The sequence below is a fragment of the Tomitella gaofuii genome, assembly GCF_014126825.1.
Lineage (GTDB): Bacteria > Actinomycetota > Actinomycetes > Mycobacteriales > Mycobacteriaceae > Tomitella > Tomitella gaofuii.
On sequence record NZ_CP059900.1, the window covers coordinates 2,940,649 to 2,960,019 of the forward strand.

16 protein-coding genes and 1 pseudogene are annotated in these 19,371 nt (G+C 71.7%); 9 read left to right on the top strand and 8 right to left on the bottom strand.

Annotation, left to right across the window (positions count from 1 at the left end; all coding sequences use genetic code 11):
* Positions 1-82: 82 nt before the first annotated feature.
* The 6 genes from H4F70_RS13590 to H4F70_RS13615 all read right to left on the bottom strand — a co-directional run bounded on the left by H4F70_RS13590 (position 83) and on the right by H4F70_RS13615 (position 6,210).
* The gene (locus tag H4F70_RS13590; protein ID WP_182357560.1) at positions 83-1,840 is read right to left on the bottom strand and encodes a peptidoglycan D,D-transpeptidase FtsI family protein; all 1,758 of its coding nucleotides are present in this window, start codon (positions 1,838-1,840) and stop codon (positions 83-85) included.
* 269 nt (positions 1,841-2,109) lie between these two features.
* Entirely contained in the window at positions 2,110-2,946 is an 837-nt protein-coding gene (gene ftsL, locus H4F70_RS13595; protein WP_182357561.1) for a cell division protein FtsL, read from the bottom strand.
* A 1-nt stretch (position 2,947) separates the two neighbouring features.
* Positions 2,948-3,946: a 16S rRNA (cytosine(1402)-N(4))-methyltransferase RsmH gene (gene rsmH / locus H4F70_RS13600; RefSeq protein ID WP_182357562.1), complete on the bottom strand. Its 999-nt coding sequence runs from the start codon at positions 3,944-3,946 to the stop codon at positions 2,948-2,950.
* 208 nt (positions 3,947-4,154) lie between these two features.
* Entirely contained in the window at positions 4,155-4,586 is a 432-nt protein-coding gene (mraZ, locus tag H4F70_RS13605) for a division/cell wall cluster transcriptional repressor MraZ (protein WP_182349556.1), read from the bottom strand.
* A 541-nt stretch (positions 4,587-5,127) separates the two neighbouring features.
* Entirely contained in the window at positions 5,128-5,577 is a 450-nt protein-coding gene (locus H4F70_RS13610; protein ID WP_182357563.1) for a DUF3040 domain-containing protein, read from the bottom strand.
* A gap of 186 nt (positions 5,578-5,763) precedes the next feature.
* On the bottom strand, positions 5,764-6,210 hold the full coding sequence (locus H4F70_RS13615) for an SAV_6107 family HEPN domain-containing protein (RefSeq protein ID WP_182357564.1): 447 nt from the start codon (positions 6,208-6,210) through the stop codon (positions 5,764-5,766).
* A 350-nt stretch (positions 6,211-6,560) separates the two neighbouring features.
* Here H4F70_RS13615 and H4F70_RS13620 point away from each other — a divergent pair, with 350 nt between their 5' ends.
* The 3 genes from H4F70_RS13620 to H4F70_RS13630 all read left to right on the top strand — a co-directional run bounded on the left by H4F70_RS13620 (position 6,561) and on the right by H4F70_RS13630 (position 9,788).
* Entirely contained in the window at positions 6,561-7,193 is a 633-nt protein-coding gene (locus tag H4F70_RS13620) for a GNAT family N-acetyltransferase (protein WP_182357565.1), read from the top strand.
* 22 nt (positions 7,194-7,215) lie between these two features.
* The gene (locus H4F70_RS13625) at positions 7,216-8,880 is read left to right on the top strand and encodes a phytoene desaturase family protein (protein WP_182357566.1); all 1,665 of its coding nucleotides are present in this window, start codon (positions 7,216-7,218) and stop codon (positions 8,878-8,880) included.
* 149 nt (positions 8,881-9,029) lie between these two features.
* Positions 9,030-9,788 carry an LppM family (lipo)protein gene (locus H4F70_RS13630; protein ID WP_235681109.1) on the top strand — a complete coding sequence of 253 codons (759 nt, stop codon included), beginning with the start codon at positions 9,030-9,032 and terminating at the stop codon, positions 9,786-9,788.
* 19 nt (positions 9,789-9,807) lie between these two features.
* Here H4F70_RS13630 and metF read toward each other — a convergent pair whose 3' ends face one another.
* On the bottom strand, positions 9,808-10,731 hold the full coding sequence (gene metF, locus H4F70_RS13635; RefSeq protein ID WP_235681566.1) for a methylenetetrahydrofolate reductase [NAD(P)H]: 924 nt from the start codon (positions 10,729-10,731) through the stop codon (positions 9,808-9,810).
* 267 nt (positions 10,732-10,998) lie between these two features.
* Between metF and H4F70_RS13640 the strand changes: the two genes are divergently transcribed.
* The 5 genes and pseudogenes from H4F70_RS13640 to H4F70_RS13655 all read left to right on the top strand — a co-directional run bounded on the left by H4F70_RS13640 (position 10,999) and on the right by H4F70_RS13655 (position 16,568).
* Entirely contained in the window at positions 10,999-12,135 is a 1,137-nt protein-coding gene (locus H4F70_RS13640) for a polyprenyl synthetase family protein (RefSeq protein WP_182360417.1), read from the top strand.
* The gene (crtI, locus tag H4F70_RS13645) at positions 12,135-13,832 is read left to right on the top strand and encodes a phytoene desaturase family protein (RefSeq protein ID WP_182357568.1); all 1,698 of its coding nucleotides are present in this window, start codon (positions 12,135-12,137) and stop codon (positions 13,830-13,832) included. Before H4F70_RS13640 ends, crtI begins: the two co-directional genes overlap by 1 nt.
* Entirely contained in the window at positions 13,832-15,481 is a 1,650-nt protein-coding gene (locus tag H4F70_RS13650; RefSeq protein WP_182357569.1) for an alpha-(1->6)-mannopyranosyltransferase A, read from the top strand. The genes crtI and H4F70_RS13650 overlap by 1 nt, the downstream gene beginning before the upstream one ends.
* Before the next feature lie 138 nt (positions 15,482-15,619).
* Positions 15,620-15,814 (top strand): annotated as a pseudogene (locus H4F70_RS20840) (squalene/phytoene synthase family protein); the annotation flags it as partial.
* 76 nt (positions 15,815-15,890) lie between these two features.
* The gene (locus H4F70_RS13655; RefSeq protein ID WP_268968329.1) at positions 15,891-16,568 is read left to right on the top strand and encodes a phytoene/squalene synthase family protein; all 678 of its coding nucleotides are present in this window, start codon (positions 15,891-15,893) and stop codon (positions 16,566-16,568) included.
* Here H4F70_RS13655 and H4F70_RS13660 read toward each other — a convergent pair.
* Positions 16,471-16,848 (bottom strand): Rv2175c family DNA-binding protein, encoded by a 378-nt coding sequence (locus H4F70_RS13660; RefSeq protein WP_182357570.1) that lies wholly within the window; start codon positions 16,846-16,848, stop codon positions 16,471-16,473. The genes H4F70_RS13655 and H4F70_RS13660 overlap by 98 nt on opposite strands.
* Before the next feature lie 218 nt (positions 16,849-17,066).
* Between H4F70_RS13660 and H4F70_RS13665 the strand changes: the two genes are divergently transcribed.
* Positions 17,067-19,361: a PASTA domain-containing protein gene (locus H4F70_RS13665; RefSeq protein WP_182360418.1), complete on the top strand. Its 2,295-nt coding sequence runs from the start codon at positions 17,067-17,069 to the stop codon at positions 19,359-19,361.
* The last annotated feature ends 10 nt before the right edge of the window (positions 19,362-19,371 follow it).

Consider the following 19,371-nt stretch of genomic DNA (forward strand, 5'->3'; position numbering starts at 1 on the left):
GGAACATCGCCCCGACCACGCCGCACCGGTCGTCGCCGGGATGTGATCCGCAGCGCACCGACACGGCGCGCACCGCGCCCGCTCACCCGGCCTGCAGGACAAGCCGCGGAGCCGGGGGCGACAACGGCACTTGCTCCCGCTGCAGCAACCACGAGGCGATGTCGTGGAACAACGGGGCCGCAGACATGCCGCCGGAGCCGTCAGCACTGCGCTGCGGCCGGTCCATCATCACCGCCACGACGAAGCGGGGATCCTGCGTGGGCGCCATCCCCGCGAAGGTGATCCAGTAGTCGGAGTTGGAATAGCATCCGCACTCCGGGTCGATCTGCTGTGCGGTGCCCGTCTTCCCGGACACCTGGTACCCCTCGACCGCCGCCGGCACGCCCGTGCCGCGCTGGTTCCCGTCGTCGTCCTGGACGACCGCGCGGAACATGTCGCGCACTGTGCGCGCCGTCTCCGGGCTCACCACGCGGACCGGCTCTGGCTCCTCGGGCGTCGTCACCTGTCCGTCTGGCCCGACGATCTTCTCGACGATCCGCGGCGGCACGCGCAGCCCGTCGTTGGCGATGGTCTGATACATGTCGGCCATCTGCAGCAGGGTCATCGACAGCCCCTGGCCGATCGGCAGGTTCGCGAAGGTCCCCGCCGTCCATTGGTCCTCCGGCGGCACGGCGCCCGCGCTCTCCCCGGGCAGGCCCACCCCCGTGCGCTGGCCGAGGCCGAACTTCTTGACCATCTGCGCGAACCGGTCCTGTCCGACCCGCTGCGCGAGCATTAGGGTGCCGACGTTGGACGACTTCCCGAAAATGCCGGTGGTCGTGTAAGGAGCGACGCCGTGCGGCCAGGCGTCGGACACGGTCACCCCGTCCATCGTGATCGACCCCGGCACCTGCAGCACCTCTTCCGGGGTGGTGAGCCCGTACTCGATCGCCGCGGACGCGGTGATGATCTTGTTGACCGACCCCGGCTCGAACGGGGTCGTCACGGAGGGGTTGCCCAATTCGGCATGATCGTTGGCCGGATCGCCGACCCCGATCGACGGGTCGAACGTGTTGTCATTCGACATGGCGAGAACATGCGCCGTGTCGGCGTCGAGGACCACCGCGGAGACGTTCTTCGCGCCCGAGGCGTCCTTGGCCTTCTGCACGGCGTTCTGCACGAAATACTGGAGATCGGAGTCGATGGTGAGCCGCACCGTGGAACCGTTCTGCGCCGGGTGCACGTCGCGCACGCTGCCGGGGATGATGTCGCCTCCCGAGCCGCGGTCGTAGGTCTTCGACCCCGCTGTCCCCGCCAGCACCGATTGCATCGACGATTCCAGCCCGATCAGTCCGCTGCCGTCCCAACGGGTGGCGCCGAGGATGTTGGCGGCCAGCGCGCCGCCCGGATACTCCCGGATGTTGTCGGGGTCGCTGCCGATCTTGCTGAACTCCTCGGTGATCGCCGTCGCCTTGCGCGGATCCACCTGGCGGGCCAGATAGACGAACTGCTTGTCGGAGGTCATCTCCTTCCGCAGCTCGCGCGCATCGACCTTGTCGCCCAGCATGGCGCTGAGCTTCGCCACCGCCTTGTCGATGTACTCCTCGGCCGTCGGCGCCTCCGGGTCCTTCGCATGCGCCTCCGCCAGCTCGTCGCGCACCCGCACCGGTTGAAAGGTCAACGCCCGGGCATCGACGGTGTAGGCCAGCGGCTTGCCGTTGGTGTCGACGATGTCGCCGCGCGTGGCCGGCAGCTTCGTCGTCACGGTGCGCTGGCTCGCCGACTGCGCGGACAGCTCCGGAGCGCGCACCACCTGCACCCACATCAGCTTGCCCACCACCGCCACGAGCATCAGTGTCATCAGACCCGCGGCGATACGCGTGCGATGGCCGAAGCTCCAGCTGTGGGTCCCGGCCCGGTTCGGGCGTGCTGCGGTGCCGGACGGGCGGCCGCCCGCCCGCGGCCTGGCCGGGTGCGGACGGCCCGGACGTCCCTGCGGCCGGCCGCGGCCATGGCCACGAGGATGTCCGGACGGCGGTGTCACTCGCTGCAGCCCCCTGCTCTACTCGTCGTTCTTCTCCGGTCCGCGTCGGTGGACCCGCCGTTCGTGCATCGCGGCCATCGACCCGCTCAGTGTGCACCTTCGGCGGGCGCACCTGCGGGACCGTCGGCCCCGCGAGCCGCGTCCGCCGGCGGGACGGAGGCCGCATCGGCCGGCGGGACGGGCGCCGCGTCCGCGGGCGGCAGCACGCCGTGCGCCGGCCCCTCGGCGGGGGCGGCCGGAGGCGGGGCCGGAACGGCCATGACCGTCGCGTCCGCCGGCGGAATCGGTGCGGCGTCGGCGGGCGGCAGCACTCCCTGGGCCGACGGCGCTCCCGCGCTCGGCGCCACCGTGTCCGGCACGGCGGGGACACGCGCGAGGTCGCCGGGCTTGGGCCCCTCGGCCGGCTTGGGCTCGCCGTGGACGGTCACGGAGCCGTCCGGCGCCACCACCAGACGCGCGACGTCCTCGGACTGGACCATCCCCAGCTCGGCGGCCTTGCGTGCGAGCTCCGGTGCGGAGTTGCCGGCCTGCACGACCTTCATCAGCGACTCCTTCGTGTCCTCGAGCCGCGTGTTCTGCTGTCGGGCGTCGGCGATCTCATATGACCGCGCCGTGGCATTGGTCGTGAGCCACAGAGTTATGCCGATGCCTGCGAGGAACAACAGCATGACGAAGACGACGAACGGGATCCGCCGGGCGAGTTCGCGCGGACCGGCGAACCGCAGAGCCGACTCGGCCGCGGCGCCGGCACCCGCACCCGCACCCGTCCCACGGCGTTGGCGCCGGTCGTACGCCTTCCGCGACGCTGCGGAGGACCCGCTGCCCCGGCGCCCGGATCGCCGTCCGGCGTCTGGACGCGGCGAGTGCGCCCGTCGAGACGGCTCCGAGCGGGTGTTCACGCGTGTGGTGATCGTGCTCGTCATCTCAGCTCCCAGCAATCCGTCGGGCACACCGCAACCGGACAGGCGCCGATCGCGGATTCTCGGCGATCTCTTCCTCCGTGGCGCGCTCGGCGCCCCTGGTCACCAGCTGGAACTCCGGACCTGTACCCGGCAGTTCCACCGGAAGATCCTGAGGACTGCGTGAACGCGAACGGTCGGCCAATGCGCGCTTGACGATGCGGTCCTCCAGCGACTGGTAGGACATGAACGCGACGCGACCGCCCACCGTCAACGCGTCCAGCGCCGCCGGTACCGCGGCCCGCAGAGAATCCAGTTCCCCGTTGACCTCGATCCGCAGCGCCTGGAACGTCCTCTTCGCCGGATGGCCGCCGGTGCGCCGCGCGCCCGCCGGGATCACGTCGTAAAGAAGCTCCACGAGCTGCCCGGTGGTGCGGAACGGCGCGTCGGCACGCCGCCGCACGATCGCCGCCGCGATCTTGGCCGCGAAACGCTCCTCGCCATACGTGCTGAGGACGCGGCGGAGGTCCGCGGCCGCATAGGTGTTGACGACCGTGGCGGCCGTGAGTTCGGCTGACGCATCCATGCGCATGTCCAGCGGCGCGTCGACCGAGTAGGCGAAACCCCGCTCGGACTCGTCGAGCTGCAGGGAGGACACGCCCAGGTCGAACAGGATGGCGTCGACGCCGCCACGCTCGGCGATGCCGACGGCGCCGAGCGCCTCCGCGATGCCGTCGTAGCGGGTGTGCACGGCGGTGAAGCGGCCGGCGAAGCCCGCGAGACGCCGCGAGGCCGTGTCGATCGCCTGCGTGTCGCGGTCCAGACCGATCACCCGCAGCCCGGGGAAATGTTCGAGGAAGAACGCGCTGTGTCCACCCATGCCCAGGGTGCAGTCGAGGAACACGGCCCCCTCGCCCGCCGTCTCGATCGGCGGCCCGAGCAGGTCGGCCGCACGGTGGAGCAGCACGGGGACGTGCCCGAACTCGCCGGACCGCCGCCGCACGCCGCCTGCTCCGTCGGTCATCGTCTGCTCCAGTGGTCGGTCACGTCGGTCTGCTGCCGGTCAATCTGTCCTGGTAATGACTGCTGTCCCGGTAAGGCTCGGAAAACGCAGCGGCGAATGTCCTGGGGTCTCCGGCCGACCGTGCCTGGCGTTGGGGAAGTACGTCAGGACCGTTCGGGCGGAGGCCTCGTGACATTCGCCGAGACCGCGTCGTGCGATCAGGCTGCGCTCAGAAGATGCTGCCGAGCGATTCATCGCGCGCCTGCGAGTAGCTCTCTTCGTTGGCCTCCAAGTAGTTCTGCCATGCCTCGGCGTCCCAGATCTCCAGGAACGTCACCGAGCCGATGACCACGCATTCACGCGAGAGATTCGCGTAACGGCGGTGGTCCGCCGACAGGGTGATCCGTCCCTGACCGTCCGGACGCTGCTCATCCGTTCCGGCAGCGAGCGCACGCACGAACGCCCTCGCCTCCGGGTTGGTCCGGGATGCGGAAGCCGCCCGGGTGGCCAACTCGAGGAACTCGTCCCGCGGATACACCGCAAGGCTGTGATCCTGGCCCTTCGAGACCATGAGACCTCCCGCCAGTGCGTCGCGGAACTTCGCCGGCAGCGTCAGCCGACCCTTCTCGTCGAGCTTGGGTGTGAAGGTTCCGAAGAACATCCGACACCTCCGACTCGACCGCCTCCCACATGTCCGAACCGGATTGCACCGGGCCCTCCGTGTGTGGAGACCGTTGGCGGATGCCTTGATGGCGACCCGTTGGCACCACAGTACCCCACTTCTCCCCACTTTCAACCCCAACTGCCGCCACGTTGCGCGACTCCGCATGAAATGCGCTGGTACAGACGCCATAGACGGTGGGGTGCGAGCCCTGGACACGCCCTCTCCGCCGGAGGAGCGAGGATCCACGCAGAACGCATATCCGCAGATGGATGAGATTTCGAGACCGAGGCAGCCGATCGGGTCACACCACCAGGGCACCCCGTGGGTCCCTGCCGCCACCGGGGTGGCGGAAAGTGGGGAACCACGGTGGGGCGGAGTGGAGGACCGCGGTGGGGCGGAGTGGAGGACGGAGCCGGGGCGCGGGGGGCGCGGGCGACGAGACCCTCCCGGGCCGGCCTACGAAAGACCACCCGGGCGCGGGGCCGTCGTCACGGCCCCGCGCCCGGGTGGTCGGTGTTGAAGTGTGCTGTTCGGCAGATCAGCCTTCGAAGCGCCGCCGGAAACGCTCCTCCATACGCTCGGTGAAGCTGCCCGCGGACTTGGGCTTGCTGAAGCGGCCCTTGAGCCCCTTGGCCCCTCCGCCCTTTCCGGAGCCGGCGCCGGCGCGGCCCGGCGCCGACGGGGAAGCCGGAACCTTGTCGCGCCCCCACGGCGTGCCGAGCATGAGCATCACCGCGCCCAAGAACATGACGACGAACCCGATGACAGCGAGAACGGGGAAGCCGCCGATGTGCAGTGCGCTGGTGGCGACCCCCACTATCAGGAGTGCAAGCCCGACCAGGGCGATGAACAACGCCTGAATACGCCGCTTGGCGTTGGGGGTGCCGAACCGGCGGCCCCGGACCTGCGAAGCGAACTTCGGGTCTTCCTCATACAGAGCATTCTCGATCTCGTCGAGCATCCGCTGCTCGTGCTCGGAGAGTGGCACGGCACCTCCCCCGGCTTCTCGTCATGACGTCCAGCTGCCGAACCGAACGCGCCAGCCCCCGTCCATTACGGGCGCCTAACACCGATAATACTGTTCGGCATCGGACCGTACCACCGAATACCCCACTCCCCGGATCGAATAAACCGTCGGCACCGCGCAGCACGTGCGCCACACGCCCCGGCAGGATCAGCCCGCCCGCAAAAGGGGGTGGCCGGCCGGGTGGTCCCCGCGGCCGGAACCAGGCTCCGCCGCGCCGCCCAGGTGCGACTCGACCACGTTGAGGAAGTCCCCGACAGCACCGGCCAGCGCATCCGCCGCCGGGCCGTCGACCCTGCTCGTGACCCCGGCCTCGACAGCCGCACGCGTGGACGAGAACTGCGCGAAGTGGTCCGCCCACACCTTCCAGCCGGGGCCGACCGAGGCCAACCTCGCCCATGCGCTGCGCGATGCACCCCTGCGGGGCTGCGGCGGCGACGCGGCCAACACCGCGGCGGCACCGCGCACCGCCGCAACGTAGGCGGTGGCGAACCGCTCCGCCGGCCGGTCCACCGCACCGCACAAGGCCTCCGACAGGAGCGTATCGGCGCGGCCGAGCAGTGCGGCCGCATGTGGCGACCGCGGACGCGACGGCATGGATCCTCCACCCACACGCGGTGGCGGCATCCACTGCCCGTGGCCCTGCGTTCCCGCGGCCGCGCCTGCTGCACCCGTGCTCATCGTCCTCATCGCCTCTCCTCTTCCCGCTCGCACCCGCCCGCGATCCGACTCCGCAGTGCGGGCCCGACCCTGCGGTACCGTGCCTCCGTCAGGCCCACGCCCGGACTACACGGGCCCGGCCCGCCAGACCCGGCGGACCATACGCCCGGTACGACCCGCTTCCCTCGGGCCGCACCGGACGGTCCGGCATCGAACAACGGTTCGATGGTGGCAATGCTAAACAGACTCTCCGACAACTTTGTCTCCGCACAGAAAGTTCGCTGCTCATGAGCCTGCTCGTCTCCGAGATCCCGGCTCCGGTCCTGCGCGCACGCCTCTACGAGGCCCTCGAGATCTATGTGGCTGCGATGCACTACCCGCGCGGAGTCGAACACAGCCGCGCACCCATGTGGGCCGAGCACATGCTCCGGGACGGCTGGCGGGCGGTCGCGGCCTTCGAGATTCCGGACAACGGCCCCCGAGCGACTACGACGATGGACGATGTGGCCACGACGACGGACGATGCGACCGCGATCCCTGATGGGGCCAGGCTGGTCGGCATCGCTTACGGATACCACGGCGCCCCCGCGTACTGGTGGGACCGGCAGGTGCGTTCCGCGGTGCGCGACACCGCCGGGCCACCGGGCACCCGGCTGATGTCCGACTACTTCGAGCTCACCGAGATCCACGTCGCACCCTCCGCCCAGGGCAAGGGGATCGGCGCCGCGCTGCTGACACGGCTGCTTTCCGGCCTCACCGAATCACGGGTGCTGCTGTCGACACCCGAAGTGCCCGACGAGCGGAACCGCGCATGGCAGCTGTACCGGCGGATGGGGTTCGAGGACGTCCTGCGCCACTTCCGGTTCCTCGGCGATCGGCGCGATTTCGCCGTACTCGGTCGCACGCTGCCGCTGCCCTGACCCCGCCGGATACCCTGTCGGAGTGTTGGATGCGATCGTCGTCGGCAGCGGCCACAACGCCTTGGTCGCCGCCTGCTACCTCGCCCGGGAGAGCTGGGCCGTCGAGGTGCTCGAGCGGGACACGGTCCCCGGGGGCGCGGTGTCGACCGTCGAACGGTTCCCAGGCCACCGGGTGGACCGCGGTTCGTCCGCGCACCTGATGATCCGGCAGAGCGGGATCATCGAGGAGCTCGACCTTGCCGGCCACGGACTGACCTACATCGACTGCGACCCGTGGGCGTTCGCCCCGGGGCCACCGGAGTCGCCGGGGCGCCCGGGCATCGTGTTCCGCACCGACCTGGCCGCCACCTGCGCGTCCATCGCGGCGGCGTGCGGCAAGCGCGACGCCGACGCCTACCGGCGTTTCGTCACCGAGTGGACCCCGCTCGCCCGCAGCGTGATGCGCGCCTTCTCCCGCCCACCCGGCGTCGCCGGACTGTCCCGCGCGTTCGGTCCGCTGGGTATGCCCGCCTTCCTCGGCGGCGGGTTTCCGCCCACAGCCCTGGCGCGCAGGTTCCTGGGCACCGGCGATGCACTGCTCGACTACTACTTCGACGACGAGCCGCTCAAGGCCGCGCTCGCGTGGTTCGGGGCGCAGTCGGGTCCCCCGATGTCCGAGCCCGGCACCGCGCCGATGATCGGGTTCGCCGCTCTGATGCACCAGGCGCCGCCGGGGCGCGCAGTCGGCGGCAGCGGATCCTTGGCCACGGCGCTCGTCTCGCGCCTGCGGGCCGACCGGGGAACCGTGACGACGGGCGACGCCGTGACCGCGCTGCGCCGCACCGACGGCGGGTGGTCTGCCACCACCGAGCACGGGCGGACGGTGCGGGCCCGGACGGTGGTGGCCGGATGCCACATCCTCACCACCATCGGTCTGCTCGCGGACGGCGGCGCCGTCTCCGCCTCCGCCGCGACGGAGTTGCGTCGCGGCATCCGCGTAGGCCCGGGCATCGGCATGGCCGTCCGGCTGGCCACGGACGCGTTGCCCGCGTACCCGTCGGCGCCGGACTGCGGGCCCGGCCCCGGCGTGCACGCGGGCCTGCAATTGCTCGTCAGCGACAGGGCCCACCTGCGCACGGGGCATGCCGCCGCGCTCGCGGGCCGGCTCCCGCCGCGTCCCGCCGCCCTGTCGATGACATTCAGCGCGCTGGACAGGTCGCTGTGCCCGGACGGTGAACACCAGATGACGCTGTGGTCGCAGTGGCATCCGTACCGGATCGCCGACGGCACCCGCTGGGCGGACGTGGCCGAAACGGAGGCGGACAGGGTGGTCGACGAGATCGAGCGGTTCGCCCCCGGGACCCGCGAGACGGTGACGGCCCGCCACGTCCAATCGCCGGCCGGGCTCGAAAGCGAGCTGGGCCTGATCGGCGGCAACATCATGCACATCGAGATGTCGCTCGACCAGATGCTGGCCTTCCGTCCCACCGCGGAGCTCGCGGGCCAGCGGTTGAGCGGCCTCGCCGCCGACGCGGGCCGCGGGGATCCGCTCGCCGGGCTGTATCTGACCGGCGCATCGACGCACCCCGGCGGCGGCGTCAGCGGTTACAGTGGCCGCTCCGCCGCCCGGCTCGCGCTCCGGGATGCCCGCGCCGGGACGCTGCGCCGCCTGCTGCCGGCCGCGCGGAGCCGTGTGCGCCGCCGTTAGGCCCAGTGGCCGGACCATCACGATGTACGTGGTTATGGGCCCCGCGCGGGCCGCGCGGACCGCCCCCCAGCGGCGGCGCGGGACCCATGAGGCGACGCGGGGCGTGCCACTCCCACGTTCGCCGGGACGGACCTGGCACGATGACTTCCGTGCCCATCACAATCCGGCCAGTCCCGTCACGCATCCGCATCGCATCGCACACCGGTGCGGACTCGCCCGCCCCTCCCCTCGGCCCCCGTCCACGGCTGCCGCGCCGGTCGCGGCGCACCGTGTCCGGCGTGCTTCTGCTCGCGGTACTGCTGCCGCTGCTCAGCGGCTGCCTGCGCGTCCAGGTGACGATGGGCGTGTCGAAGAGCGACAGGGTGACCGGGCACATCGTCGCGGCGACCATTCCGAAGTCCGGCGACGACCGGGGCCCGCAACTGACGGTGCCGAAGGGCCTCGAAGACAAGATCCGCGTGCAGGACTACCGCCAGGACGGATATGTGGGCACCGAGGCCTACTTCCGCGACCTCACGTTCAGCGAAGCGCGCGATCTCGGCCGCATGATGCCGGACCACAGCAGGGACTTCGGCCTGACATTCACGCGGACGGGCGACACGGTGACCTTCGACGGCCGCGCCGACCTGTCCAACGTGCCCGAGGGCGCCGACGTGGAGGTCAGCATCAACTTCCCGACCCGCCCGGCCACCACCGACGGCACCCGCGACTCCGACACCGGCGTCACCTGGAAGCTGCCCACCGGCGAGCAGACCAGCATGCACGCCGTCGTCAACTACGAGGATCCGGCGTCGAAGGGACTGACGTTCTGGGTCGCCATCGTCTCCGTCGTCGCGCTGGCGGCCGCCGCCCTGGCCGGATACGTCGCGTGGCGCAGCCGGGACACCTCGCCCAAGCCCGGGCAGTGACCCGCCCTGCGGCGCGCGGTCAGCTCGCCGCGGGCGCCGCGACCAGCCCGAGGTTCTGCAGCACCTCGCGCGTGGCGCGCGAGAAGTTGAGCGTGATGAAGTGCAGCGCGGGGATCCCCTCCGCGATCAGCCGCTCGGCCATCCCGGTCGCGAACTCGATGCCCACCTCGCGCACGGCGGCGCGGTCCTCCTGCGGTCCCGTCCCTGCTGCCGCGGACAGGCTCTCCTCCAGCGCGGGCGGAAGCGCGGAGCCGGACAGCTCCACCATCCGCCGCACGGAGCGCAGCGAGGTGATCGGCAGGATCTCCGGGATGATCGGCTTGGCGCCCTGCTCCGGGTCGGCCGCCGCGACGCGATCACGCAGCTGCAGGTAGTCGTCCACGTCGAAGAACACCTGGGTGATCGAATACTCCGCCCCCGCGCGCAGCTTGCGCACCAGATAGCGGGTGTCGTGTTCGAGGTCCGGCGACCGGTGGTGGCCCTCCGGGAACGATGCGACACCGAGGTGGAACCCGCCCAGCTCGCGCACCAGGTGCACCAGTTCCTCCGCGTAGTGCACCCCGTCCGGATGCGCGCACCACTCACCCAGCGGGTTGCCCGGCGGATCGCCGCGCAGCGCGAGGATGTTGCGGATGCCCTTGTCCGCGTAAGAGCCGATCATCGCGCGCAGCTCGTCGATGCTGTGGTCCACGGCGGTCAGATGCGCCACCGGCGTGAGGGTCGTGTGCTCCGCGATCTCGCCGGTGATACGCACAGTGCGGTCCCTGGTGCTCCCTCCGGCGCCGTAGGTGATCGAGGCGAACGCGGGCCTGAGCTGCTCGAAGTCCCGAACGGTCCGCCAGAGCCGCGCCTCGGCGGCCTCGTCACGCGGCGGGAAGAACTCGACCGAGAAGGGGGTCTTGCCGGAGTCGTGCGCAGCAATGCTCTCGACGACGGACGGCATGCCCGTCACCTGCAAGGCCATAAGATTCCCCCGATCGCGCCGATTCCCATTGCACGATCATAAGGTCAGTGCCGCGGAGGCGGCCACGCCCGCACCCGGCGGTGACCTGCGACACGCATCCGTGGCGCGCCCCACATCGCGTCGCGACGTAGAGTTTTCCGCGTAGCGCGTATACGCGGGGCCGCGGCCGGCCGCAGCGCCGCACCGCCCCGCTGACGCCTGGTCGCCGCAGCGCACTATCCGACGCTGCACACCTAGGAGGCTGCCCTGACAACCGGAGAAGACTCGCTCGGCCCCTCTGAGAAGGCGGACGCCCCCGCGGGACAAGCGGACGCCCCCGCGGCGGTGCGCGGTGCCGTCGACGCCGCGCTCCGGGACTTCTTCGCCTCGCGCAGGACCGTCGTCGCGGGCGTCGGAACCGAGTTCGCCGAGGCCGCGGACCTGCTCGAGGAGTTCGTCCTGCGCGGCGGCAAGCGCATGCGCCCGCTGTTCGCGTGGACGGGCTGGCTCTGCGCGGGCGGGCCGGCCACCGGCGATTCCGCCGACGCGATGCTCCGGGCATGCTCCGCTCTCGAGCTCGTGCAGGCGTGCGCGTTGATCCACGACGACTTCATCGACTCGTCCGATACCCGCAGGGGCCACCCCACCGTGCATGTCGACGTCGCCCGCCGGCACCGCGAGGGCGGCTGGTCGGGCGACTCCGCGCATTTCGGCGCGGGCGTCGCGGTGCTGCTCGGCGACCTCGCACTGGCGTGGGCCGACGACATGCTGCGTGAATGCGGCCTGCCGGCCGACGCACAGGCACGGATCTCGCCGATGTGGTCCGCGATGCGCACCGAGGTCCTGGGCGGCCAGCTCCTCGATGTCGTCACCGAGTCGCGCGGCGACGAATCCTTCGACGCGGCGATGCGCGTCAACCGGTTCAAGACCGCCGCCTACACGGTGGAGCGTCCCCTGCAACTGGGCGCGAGCGCGGCCGACGCCGATCCGGCGATGCTCGACATGTTCGGCGGGCTCGGTATCGACCTCGGCATCGCCTTCCAACTGCGCGACGACCTGCTCGGCGTCTTCGGCGACCCCGCTGTCACCGGCAAGCCGTCCGGCGACGACCTGCGCGAGGGCAAGCGCACGGTGCTGCTCGCGCTCGCGCTCGCCCAGGCGGACTCGGCCGACCCCGATTCCGCCGCGCTGCTGCGCAGCAGCATCGGCACCGACCTCACCCATGCACAGGTCGCCGGCCTGCGAGAGATGATCTCGGGCCTCGGGGCAGTGGACGAGGTGGAGCGCATGATCGCCGAGCTCACCGACCGCGCGCACGCCGCGCTGGACGCCGGCGGCGCCACCGGAGAGGGCGCGCATCTGTTGCGGTCGATGATCACGGCGGCCGCGCACCGGCGACTGTGATGCGCACCGTCACCGGCCCGTCCTCCCGGGTCGTGATCATCGGCGCCGGGTTGTCCGGGTTGTGCGCGGCCATGCATCTACTCGGTGCGGGGCGGCAGGTCACAGTCCTCGAACGCGACGCCGAGCCCGGCGGCCGGATGGGCGTCCTCGACGGACCCGGCTACCGCGCCGACTCCGGAGCCACCGTCCTCACGATGCCGGAGCTCATCGACGATGCTCTCGCGGCCGTCGGGATGACGCGTACCGACACCTCGCCGGTGCTGCGCCTGACGCGCCTGGCCCCCGCCTATCGGGCCAGGTTCGCCGACGGCACGGCCTTCGACGTGCACAGCGACCCCGACGAGATGACCGCGGAGATCGCCCGCGTCTTCGGCGACGCCGAGGTCGAGGGCTACCTGCGGCTACGTTCGTGGCTCGAGCGCATGTTCGCCGCCGAGTTCGACCGCTTCCTCGACGCCTCCTTCGACTCGCCCCTCGACCTCGTCGGTTCTCCGGGGGCGCTCGCGGACCTGGCCAGGGTGACGGCGCTCGGCGGTTTCGGCCGACTGGGGCCGCGCGTGGCCCGCTTCATCCGCGACCCCCGTCTGCGGCGGGTCTTCACCTTCCAGGCGCTGTACGCGGGCCTCGCGCCCCGCAAGGCGCTGGCCGTCTACGGCGCGATCCCGCACATGGACACCTCGCTGGGCGTGTACTTCCCCGCCGGCGGGATGCACGCGGTCACCAAGGCGCTCGCCGACGCCGTGGTCCGTGCGGGCGGGACCATCGAGTACTGCGCACAAGCACGGTCGGTGGACATCGCCGACGGCCGCGCCCAGGCGGTGCTCACCTCCGACGGCCGCATCCACGACTGCGACGCGCTGGTGCTCACCCCCGACCTTCCGGTGGTCGACGCGCTTCTGGCCTCCGCGGGCACGCCGCGACATCACACGCTCGCCGGAGGACGGCTCCGCCGCACGCAGTGGTCGCCGTCCGCGGTGGTGCTGCACGGAACGATCCCGCGTGACACCGCACGGGCGGGAAGCGCCTGGGATCGCCCGCACCATCACACGATCGACTTCGGCGACGCATGGGACGAGACCTTCGCGCAGATCTGCGCGCGTCCCGGTCGCGGCTCGTTGATGACCGACCCCTCGCTGCTGCTCACCAGGCCGGGGCTGACCGACCCGGGGCTCGACCCGCAGTCCTCCACCGGCCCGCGGGAGTTGCTGTCGGTCCTGGCGCCGTGCCCCAATCTGCACAGCGCCCCGCTGCCGTGGGACGAGCTGGGGCCCTCCTACGCCGACGACATCCTGTCCGTCCTCGAGCAGCGCGGTTACATCGGCATCTCCGACCCGGACCGCGGCCTGCGCGTGGACCGCCTGTTCACCCCCGCCACCTGGGCCGCACAGGGCATGGGTGCGGGCAGCCCGTTCTCGGCCGCGCACACCTTCCGGCAGACCGGACCGTTCCGGCGCCCCAACCTGGTCCGCGGACTCGACAACACGGTGCTCGCCGGGTGCGGGACCACCCCCGGCGTGGGCGTGCCCACGGCGCTCATCTCCGGCCGTCTTGCCGCCGAGCGGATCACCGGCGGATGCGCTCGGCACCGGGGGCGCCCGCAGGGGGGCGTCGCAGACCGCTCGGGTACCGTTGGCCGTTCACGTCCATCCGCCCCGGCGATCGCCCCGGGGGGCACACAGGGGGCTGATCAGCGCTGATGAACCTGCGCCCCCTGGCATCGCCGGCATCCGGCCCCGCCGCGGACGCGGAGCGGGGCGCCCCGCCCACCCCCGCGGGCCGTGTGCGCCAGGCGGTCGCCTTCGTCCTCCACGGCCCCGGCCGCATGGCCTGGCCGGGCTTCCTCGGCGTCGTACTGATGGTGTTCGGCGGATTCGGCTCGGGCGCGCTGCGCCGGCAGGACCCGCTGCTCGACACGGTCTTCCTGTCCTGGCTGCGCTACGGGCACGGGAAGATCCTCTCCGGCGCACTCGTCTACGTCGGGCTCGTGCTCATGTTCTACTCCTGGGTACGCATCGGCCGTGCGGTACGCGCCGGCGGGTTCACCCCCGCCCAGCTCGGCGGCCTCGCGGTGGCGTGGGCGGTGCCGATGCTGTTCTCCGTGCCCCTGTTCAGCCGCGACGCGTATTCCTACCTCGCGCAGGGGGCTCTGCTCCGCGACGGCTTCGACCCGTACGCCGTGGGCCCCGCCGTCAATCCAGGGCCGCTGCTGGACAACGTCAGCACGGTGTGGACGACGACCACCGCGCCGTACGGCCCCGCGTTCATCCTCATCGCCCGCGGGGTCACGATGATCACCGGCGACAACGTGGTCACCGGCACCATGGCGCTGCGACTGGTGATGCTGCCCGGACTCGCGCTGCTGTTGTGGGCGATCCCCCGGATGGCGCGCAACCTGGGCGGGTCTCCCGCCATCGCCATGTGGGTGGCGGTCCTCAACCCGCTGGTGCTCGTGCACCTCATCGGCGGCGTGCACAACGAACTGCTCATGGTCGCGCTGCTCACCGCCGGAATCGTCGCGGTGCTCGAGCGTAAACACCTGCTGGGCATCGCCGTGATCTCGCTGGCAGTCACGGTGAAGGCCACAGCCGGCGCCGCGCTGCCGTTCATGGTGTGGATCTGGATGCGCCACCGGCGCGACGACGACCGCGCACGCGGCACCGTGTCGCCACACTGGTTCCGCGAGTTCGTGCGCACGGCCGTGCCGTCGGTGCTGGTCTTCGCAGCCGTGTTCGCAACGGCCACGGTCGCCGCGGGCATCGGCGTGGGCTGGATGACGGCACTGTCCGGGGCCAACAAGATCATCAACTGGCTTTCCCTGCCCACCGCGACCGCACAGCTCTACACCGTCGCCACATCCTGGTTCACGGGGGTCGGGCTCGCCCCGGCGCTGGAGATCGCCCGGCTCATCGGCGAGGCGGCCCTCGTGGTGATCGTCGTGCTGATCGTCGCCCGCTTCCGCCACTCCGTCCACGAGGCCATGCACGGCGTCCTGTATTCGATGGTCGCCGTCGTCGTGCTCTCCCCCGCCACCCTGCCCTGGTACTACACGTGGCCGCTCGCGGTGGCGTCCGGACTTGTGGTCTCCGGCCGTGCGATGTCGGCGGTGGCCGCGTTCAGCGTGTTCACGATGATCATCTTCCGGCCCGACGGCTCCATCGGGATGTATCAGTGGTACCACGTGCTCCTCGCCGCCGGCTGCGCCGCCGTCGCGGCCGTCGCCCTGCACCGCGAGGATCCGCTCCGGCTGCGCAGGTTCCTGAAGGGCGACGGCGGAGCGCCGGACACCCCGGCCCGTCCGCGCGCAGCCGTCGCGCCGCGTGCCGCCGCCGGCGACGGGGATGGCTGAGCCGTGCTCCACGAACCCGTGCACCACCCCCGGCGGGGCCCGGTGCCCGCCACCGAAGCGCCCACGTTGCGCGACTCGTACACGCATTGCGGGCGGATCGCGGCCGCACACGGCAAGAGCTACCACTTGGCCGCGCGCATGCTGCCCCGGCGGCGGCGGCCGGCGGTGAGCGCGCTGTACGCGTTCGCCCGGAGCGTCGACGACCTGGTGGATCTGCCGCCTGCCGGCGTCTCGCCCGGGGAGCTGTCCCGCCGGCTCCAGGACATCGACGCTGCCGTCGCCGATGCTCTCGCCCATGACACGGACGGCCGGATCCCGCATATGGACCGCCGGGTCTCCTCGGCCTTCCTCGACACCGCACGCGGGTACCGCCTGGACCCGGCCCTGTTCTCCGCGTTCCCTCGACTCGATGCGGATGGACATCCCCGGTACCGCCGAGCACGTCGCCCACTACCCCACGATGGCGACACTGGACAAGTACATGCACGGCTCCGCGGCGGTGATCGGATTGCAGATGCTTCCGGTGCTCGGCGCCGGGGAGGCCGCCGCCGAGCCCGCGGCAGCGCTGCTCGGCGTCGCGTTCCAGATGACGAACTTCCTGCGCGACGTCGGCGAGGACCTCGACCGGGGCAGGATCTATCTGCCGCTCGACGGGCTGGCGGAGTTCGGGGTGGACGCGGAGCGCCTCCGCGCGGCACGCAGGTCAGGCCGCCCCGACGCCGCGGTGCGCGCCGCGCTGGCCCATTTCGCCGAGCGCGCACACGAGCACTATCGGAGGGCGGAACCGGGTGCTGCGATGCTGGCGCCCCGCCAACGGATGTGCGTCCGCGCCGCCACGGCGGTGTATTCGGAGATCCTCACCGCCATCGAGCGCAGCGGCTTCCGGGTGTTCGACAGGAGGACCGTCGTGCCCCCGGCCCGCCGGTTCCTGCTGGCGGCGAGTGCGGCCTGCCGGCCGCACCGCGGGGCGGGTGGCGTCGGCGCGCCGGTCAGAACGCCATCGCCTGCGCCCGCCTCACCACCTCACGTGCGTGATCTCCCCGCAGCACGTCGGCGGGGCGACCGGGCAGCGACGGGTCGTCGGTGAACAACCAGCGCAGGATCTCGCCATCCGCGTAGCCGCCGTCGCGGAGCAGTGCGATCGTCCCCGGAAGCGACCGGACGACCTTTCCCGCCTGCCCGTCGTCCGTCAGGAACTGGGCGGGCACGCCGACGACACCGTCACGACGGATCGCGATGAACTCGTGCCGACGCAGCAGTTCGTGGGTGTGCGTGACGGGAACCGACAGCATTTTGGCCACATCCGGCAGCTGCAGCAGCTCGACGGACTCGTCCAGTATGTCTTCGCAGACGGGGAAGGTGCTCACGCCACCACGGTAGCGGCACCGTCCGGACACCGGTTGCGCCCGCCCCCGGAGCCGACGGCCCCGGACCGTGGAGCTGACAACCCTCCGTGCCGTGGAGCTGATAACCCTCCCTGCGGCGGAGCTGATAACCCTCCCTGCGGCGGAGCCGATAATATGGTTGGCCGGTCCGGAACCAGGAGGTGCACTACTTGAGCCCTAGAGTGAGCCGACTCGTCGGCATGGTGCTCGACAACCGCTACCTCATCGAGGCGCCCATCGCCCGCGGCGGGATGTCCACCGTCTTCCGCGGGACCGATCAGCGCCTGGGCCGGCAGGTGGCCGTGAAGGTGATGCACGCGGAGTTCGCCGCGGACCCGGCGTTCGTGTCCCGTTTCGAGTTCGAGGCCCGGTCGGTGGCCGGTCTCAAGGACCCCGGCCTGGTGTCGGTGTACGACCAGGGGATCGACGGTGAGCATGCGTTCCTGGTCATGGAGCTGGTGAGAGGGGGCACTCTGCGGGAGCTCCTGCGCGAGCGGGGCCCCATGCCGCCGCATGCGGCCACCGCGGTCTCCCGTCCGGCGCTCGCGGCACTCGCGGCGGCGCACCGTGCGGGACTGGTGCATCGGGACGTCAAACCGGAGAACGTGCTGATCTCCGACGACGGCGACGTCAAGCTGGCCGACTTCGGCCTGGTGCGCGCCGTCGCGGGCACGCACGCGACGTCGAGCAGCGTCATGCTCGGCACGGCGGCGTACCTGGCTCCGGAGCAGGTCAGCACCGGGCATGCGGGGCCCGCCAGCGACGTCTACGCGATGGGCGTGCTCCTGTTCGAGATGCTCACGGGCCGCACGCCGTTCACCGGCGACACCAATCTGGCCGTCGCCTACCGGCGCATCGAGGAGGACGTGCCCGCCCCGGGCAGCGTCATCGAGGGGGTTCCGCGCGAGTTCGATCAGCTGGTGCGCCGCGCCACCGAACGCGATCCCGCCGCCAGGTTCCAGGATGCGGCGCAGATGGGGGCGGCGCTCGAGTCGGTCGCCGGCCGCCTCCGCCTGCCGCACTTCCGGGTGCCCGCGCCGCGCAACTCCGCACAGCACCGTTCGATGGTGGTGCCGCCCCCGCGGCAAGACGATGCGACGACGGCCTTGGGAACGGAACGCCCGGCCGGCGGCGCGGACGGATCCTCCGACTCGACCACAGTTCTACCGGCCGGGGCCGGCGTCGCCGCTGCGGCCGGAGCCGCCGGTGCGGCTGCGGCCGGCGACGGCGCACCGGGGCCCGAGTCATGGGCCCCGGACGGCGCCGGACCTTCCGCGACCCGCCAGTACACTGCGTTGCACCCCCGCGAAAATCCCCCTGCCGACGCCGGATTCGGTCCGCCGCCGGACCATTCCCCCGACGACGTCCCCCCGGCGGACGACGGCCCGTACGATGGCGCCGCCACCCGCCAGCGGCGCCGCTCGCGACGGTCCGCGATGGTGTGGGCGGCACTGATCGCGGTACTCGCGATACTGCTGGGGGTGGCAGGCTGGTGGTTCGGGTCCGGCCGGCTCACCACCGTGCCCACCATCACCGGCATGGACAAGGCGGCGGTGCTCGCAGCGGTGCAGGACGCGAACCTCGACCCCGATATCCGCGGCGTGTACTCCGATTCCGCACCCGTCGACCAGGTTCTGGGCATCAATCCCTCCGGTGGCACCCGCGTGTCCCGCGGGTCCACGGTCTCCGTCAGCGTCTCGCTCGGCCGCCCTTCGATTCCGCAGCTCAGCGGGGACACCTCCGTCCGCGCCGTCATGGCGCGGTTGAAGGAGCGTTCCCTCAAACCCACCATGGGTTCCGACGAGTACAGCGTCACCGTCCCCGCCGACCACGTGATCCGCATCGCCCCCGCGTCCGGCACGGTGGTGCCCGTCGGCTCCGCCGTCACCGTCACGGCGAGCAAAGGGCCGCCGCCGGTCCACATCCCCGACGTCGCGGGGAAGACCCCCGAGGAGGCGACGAAGATCCTCGCCGACGCGCACCTGCGTGTCGGCGGGCAGCGGACCGCCTTCGACCCCGAGGTCGACGGGGGACGCGTCTCCGCCACCGACCCGGCCCGCGGCGAGGTGGTCGACGCCGACAGCCGCGTCACGCTGGTCATCTCGAATGCCATCACCGTCCCCGACGTGTCCGGCAAGTCGCCGTCGGCCGCCCGGTCGGCGCTTGCGGATGCGGGTATAGAGATGGTCGACGGCGGCACCACGTCCGGGACGGACGCCCGCGCCGGAACCGTCGGTAAGACCGCGCCCGCCGCCGGCGAGCGGGTGGACCCCGCGCACGCGCAGGTGACCGTCTACGTCTCCGACACCACCGTGGTACCGAACCTCGTCGGCGACACGGTGGGGTCCGCCCGGTCGACACTCGCAGGCCTCGGCGTCGACGCCCGCGTGCGCCAACTCCTCGACTCCGACAACTCGCTGGTCATCGCCCAGTCGCCGTCGTCCGGCACGCACATCAAGCCGGGCGACACGGTCACCATCACCGCCGTGCCCTGACCACGCACGC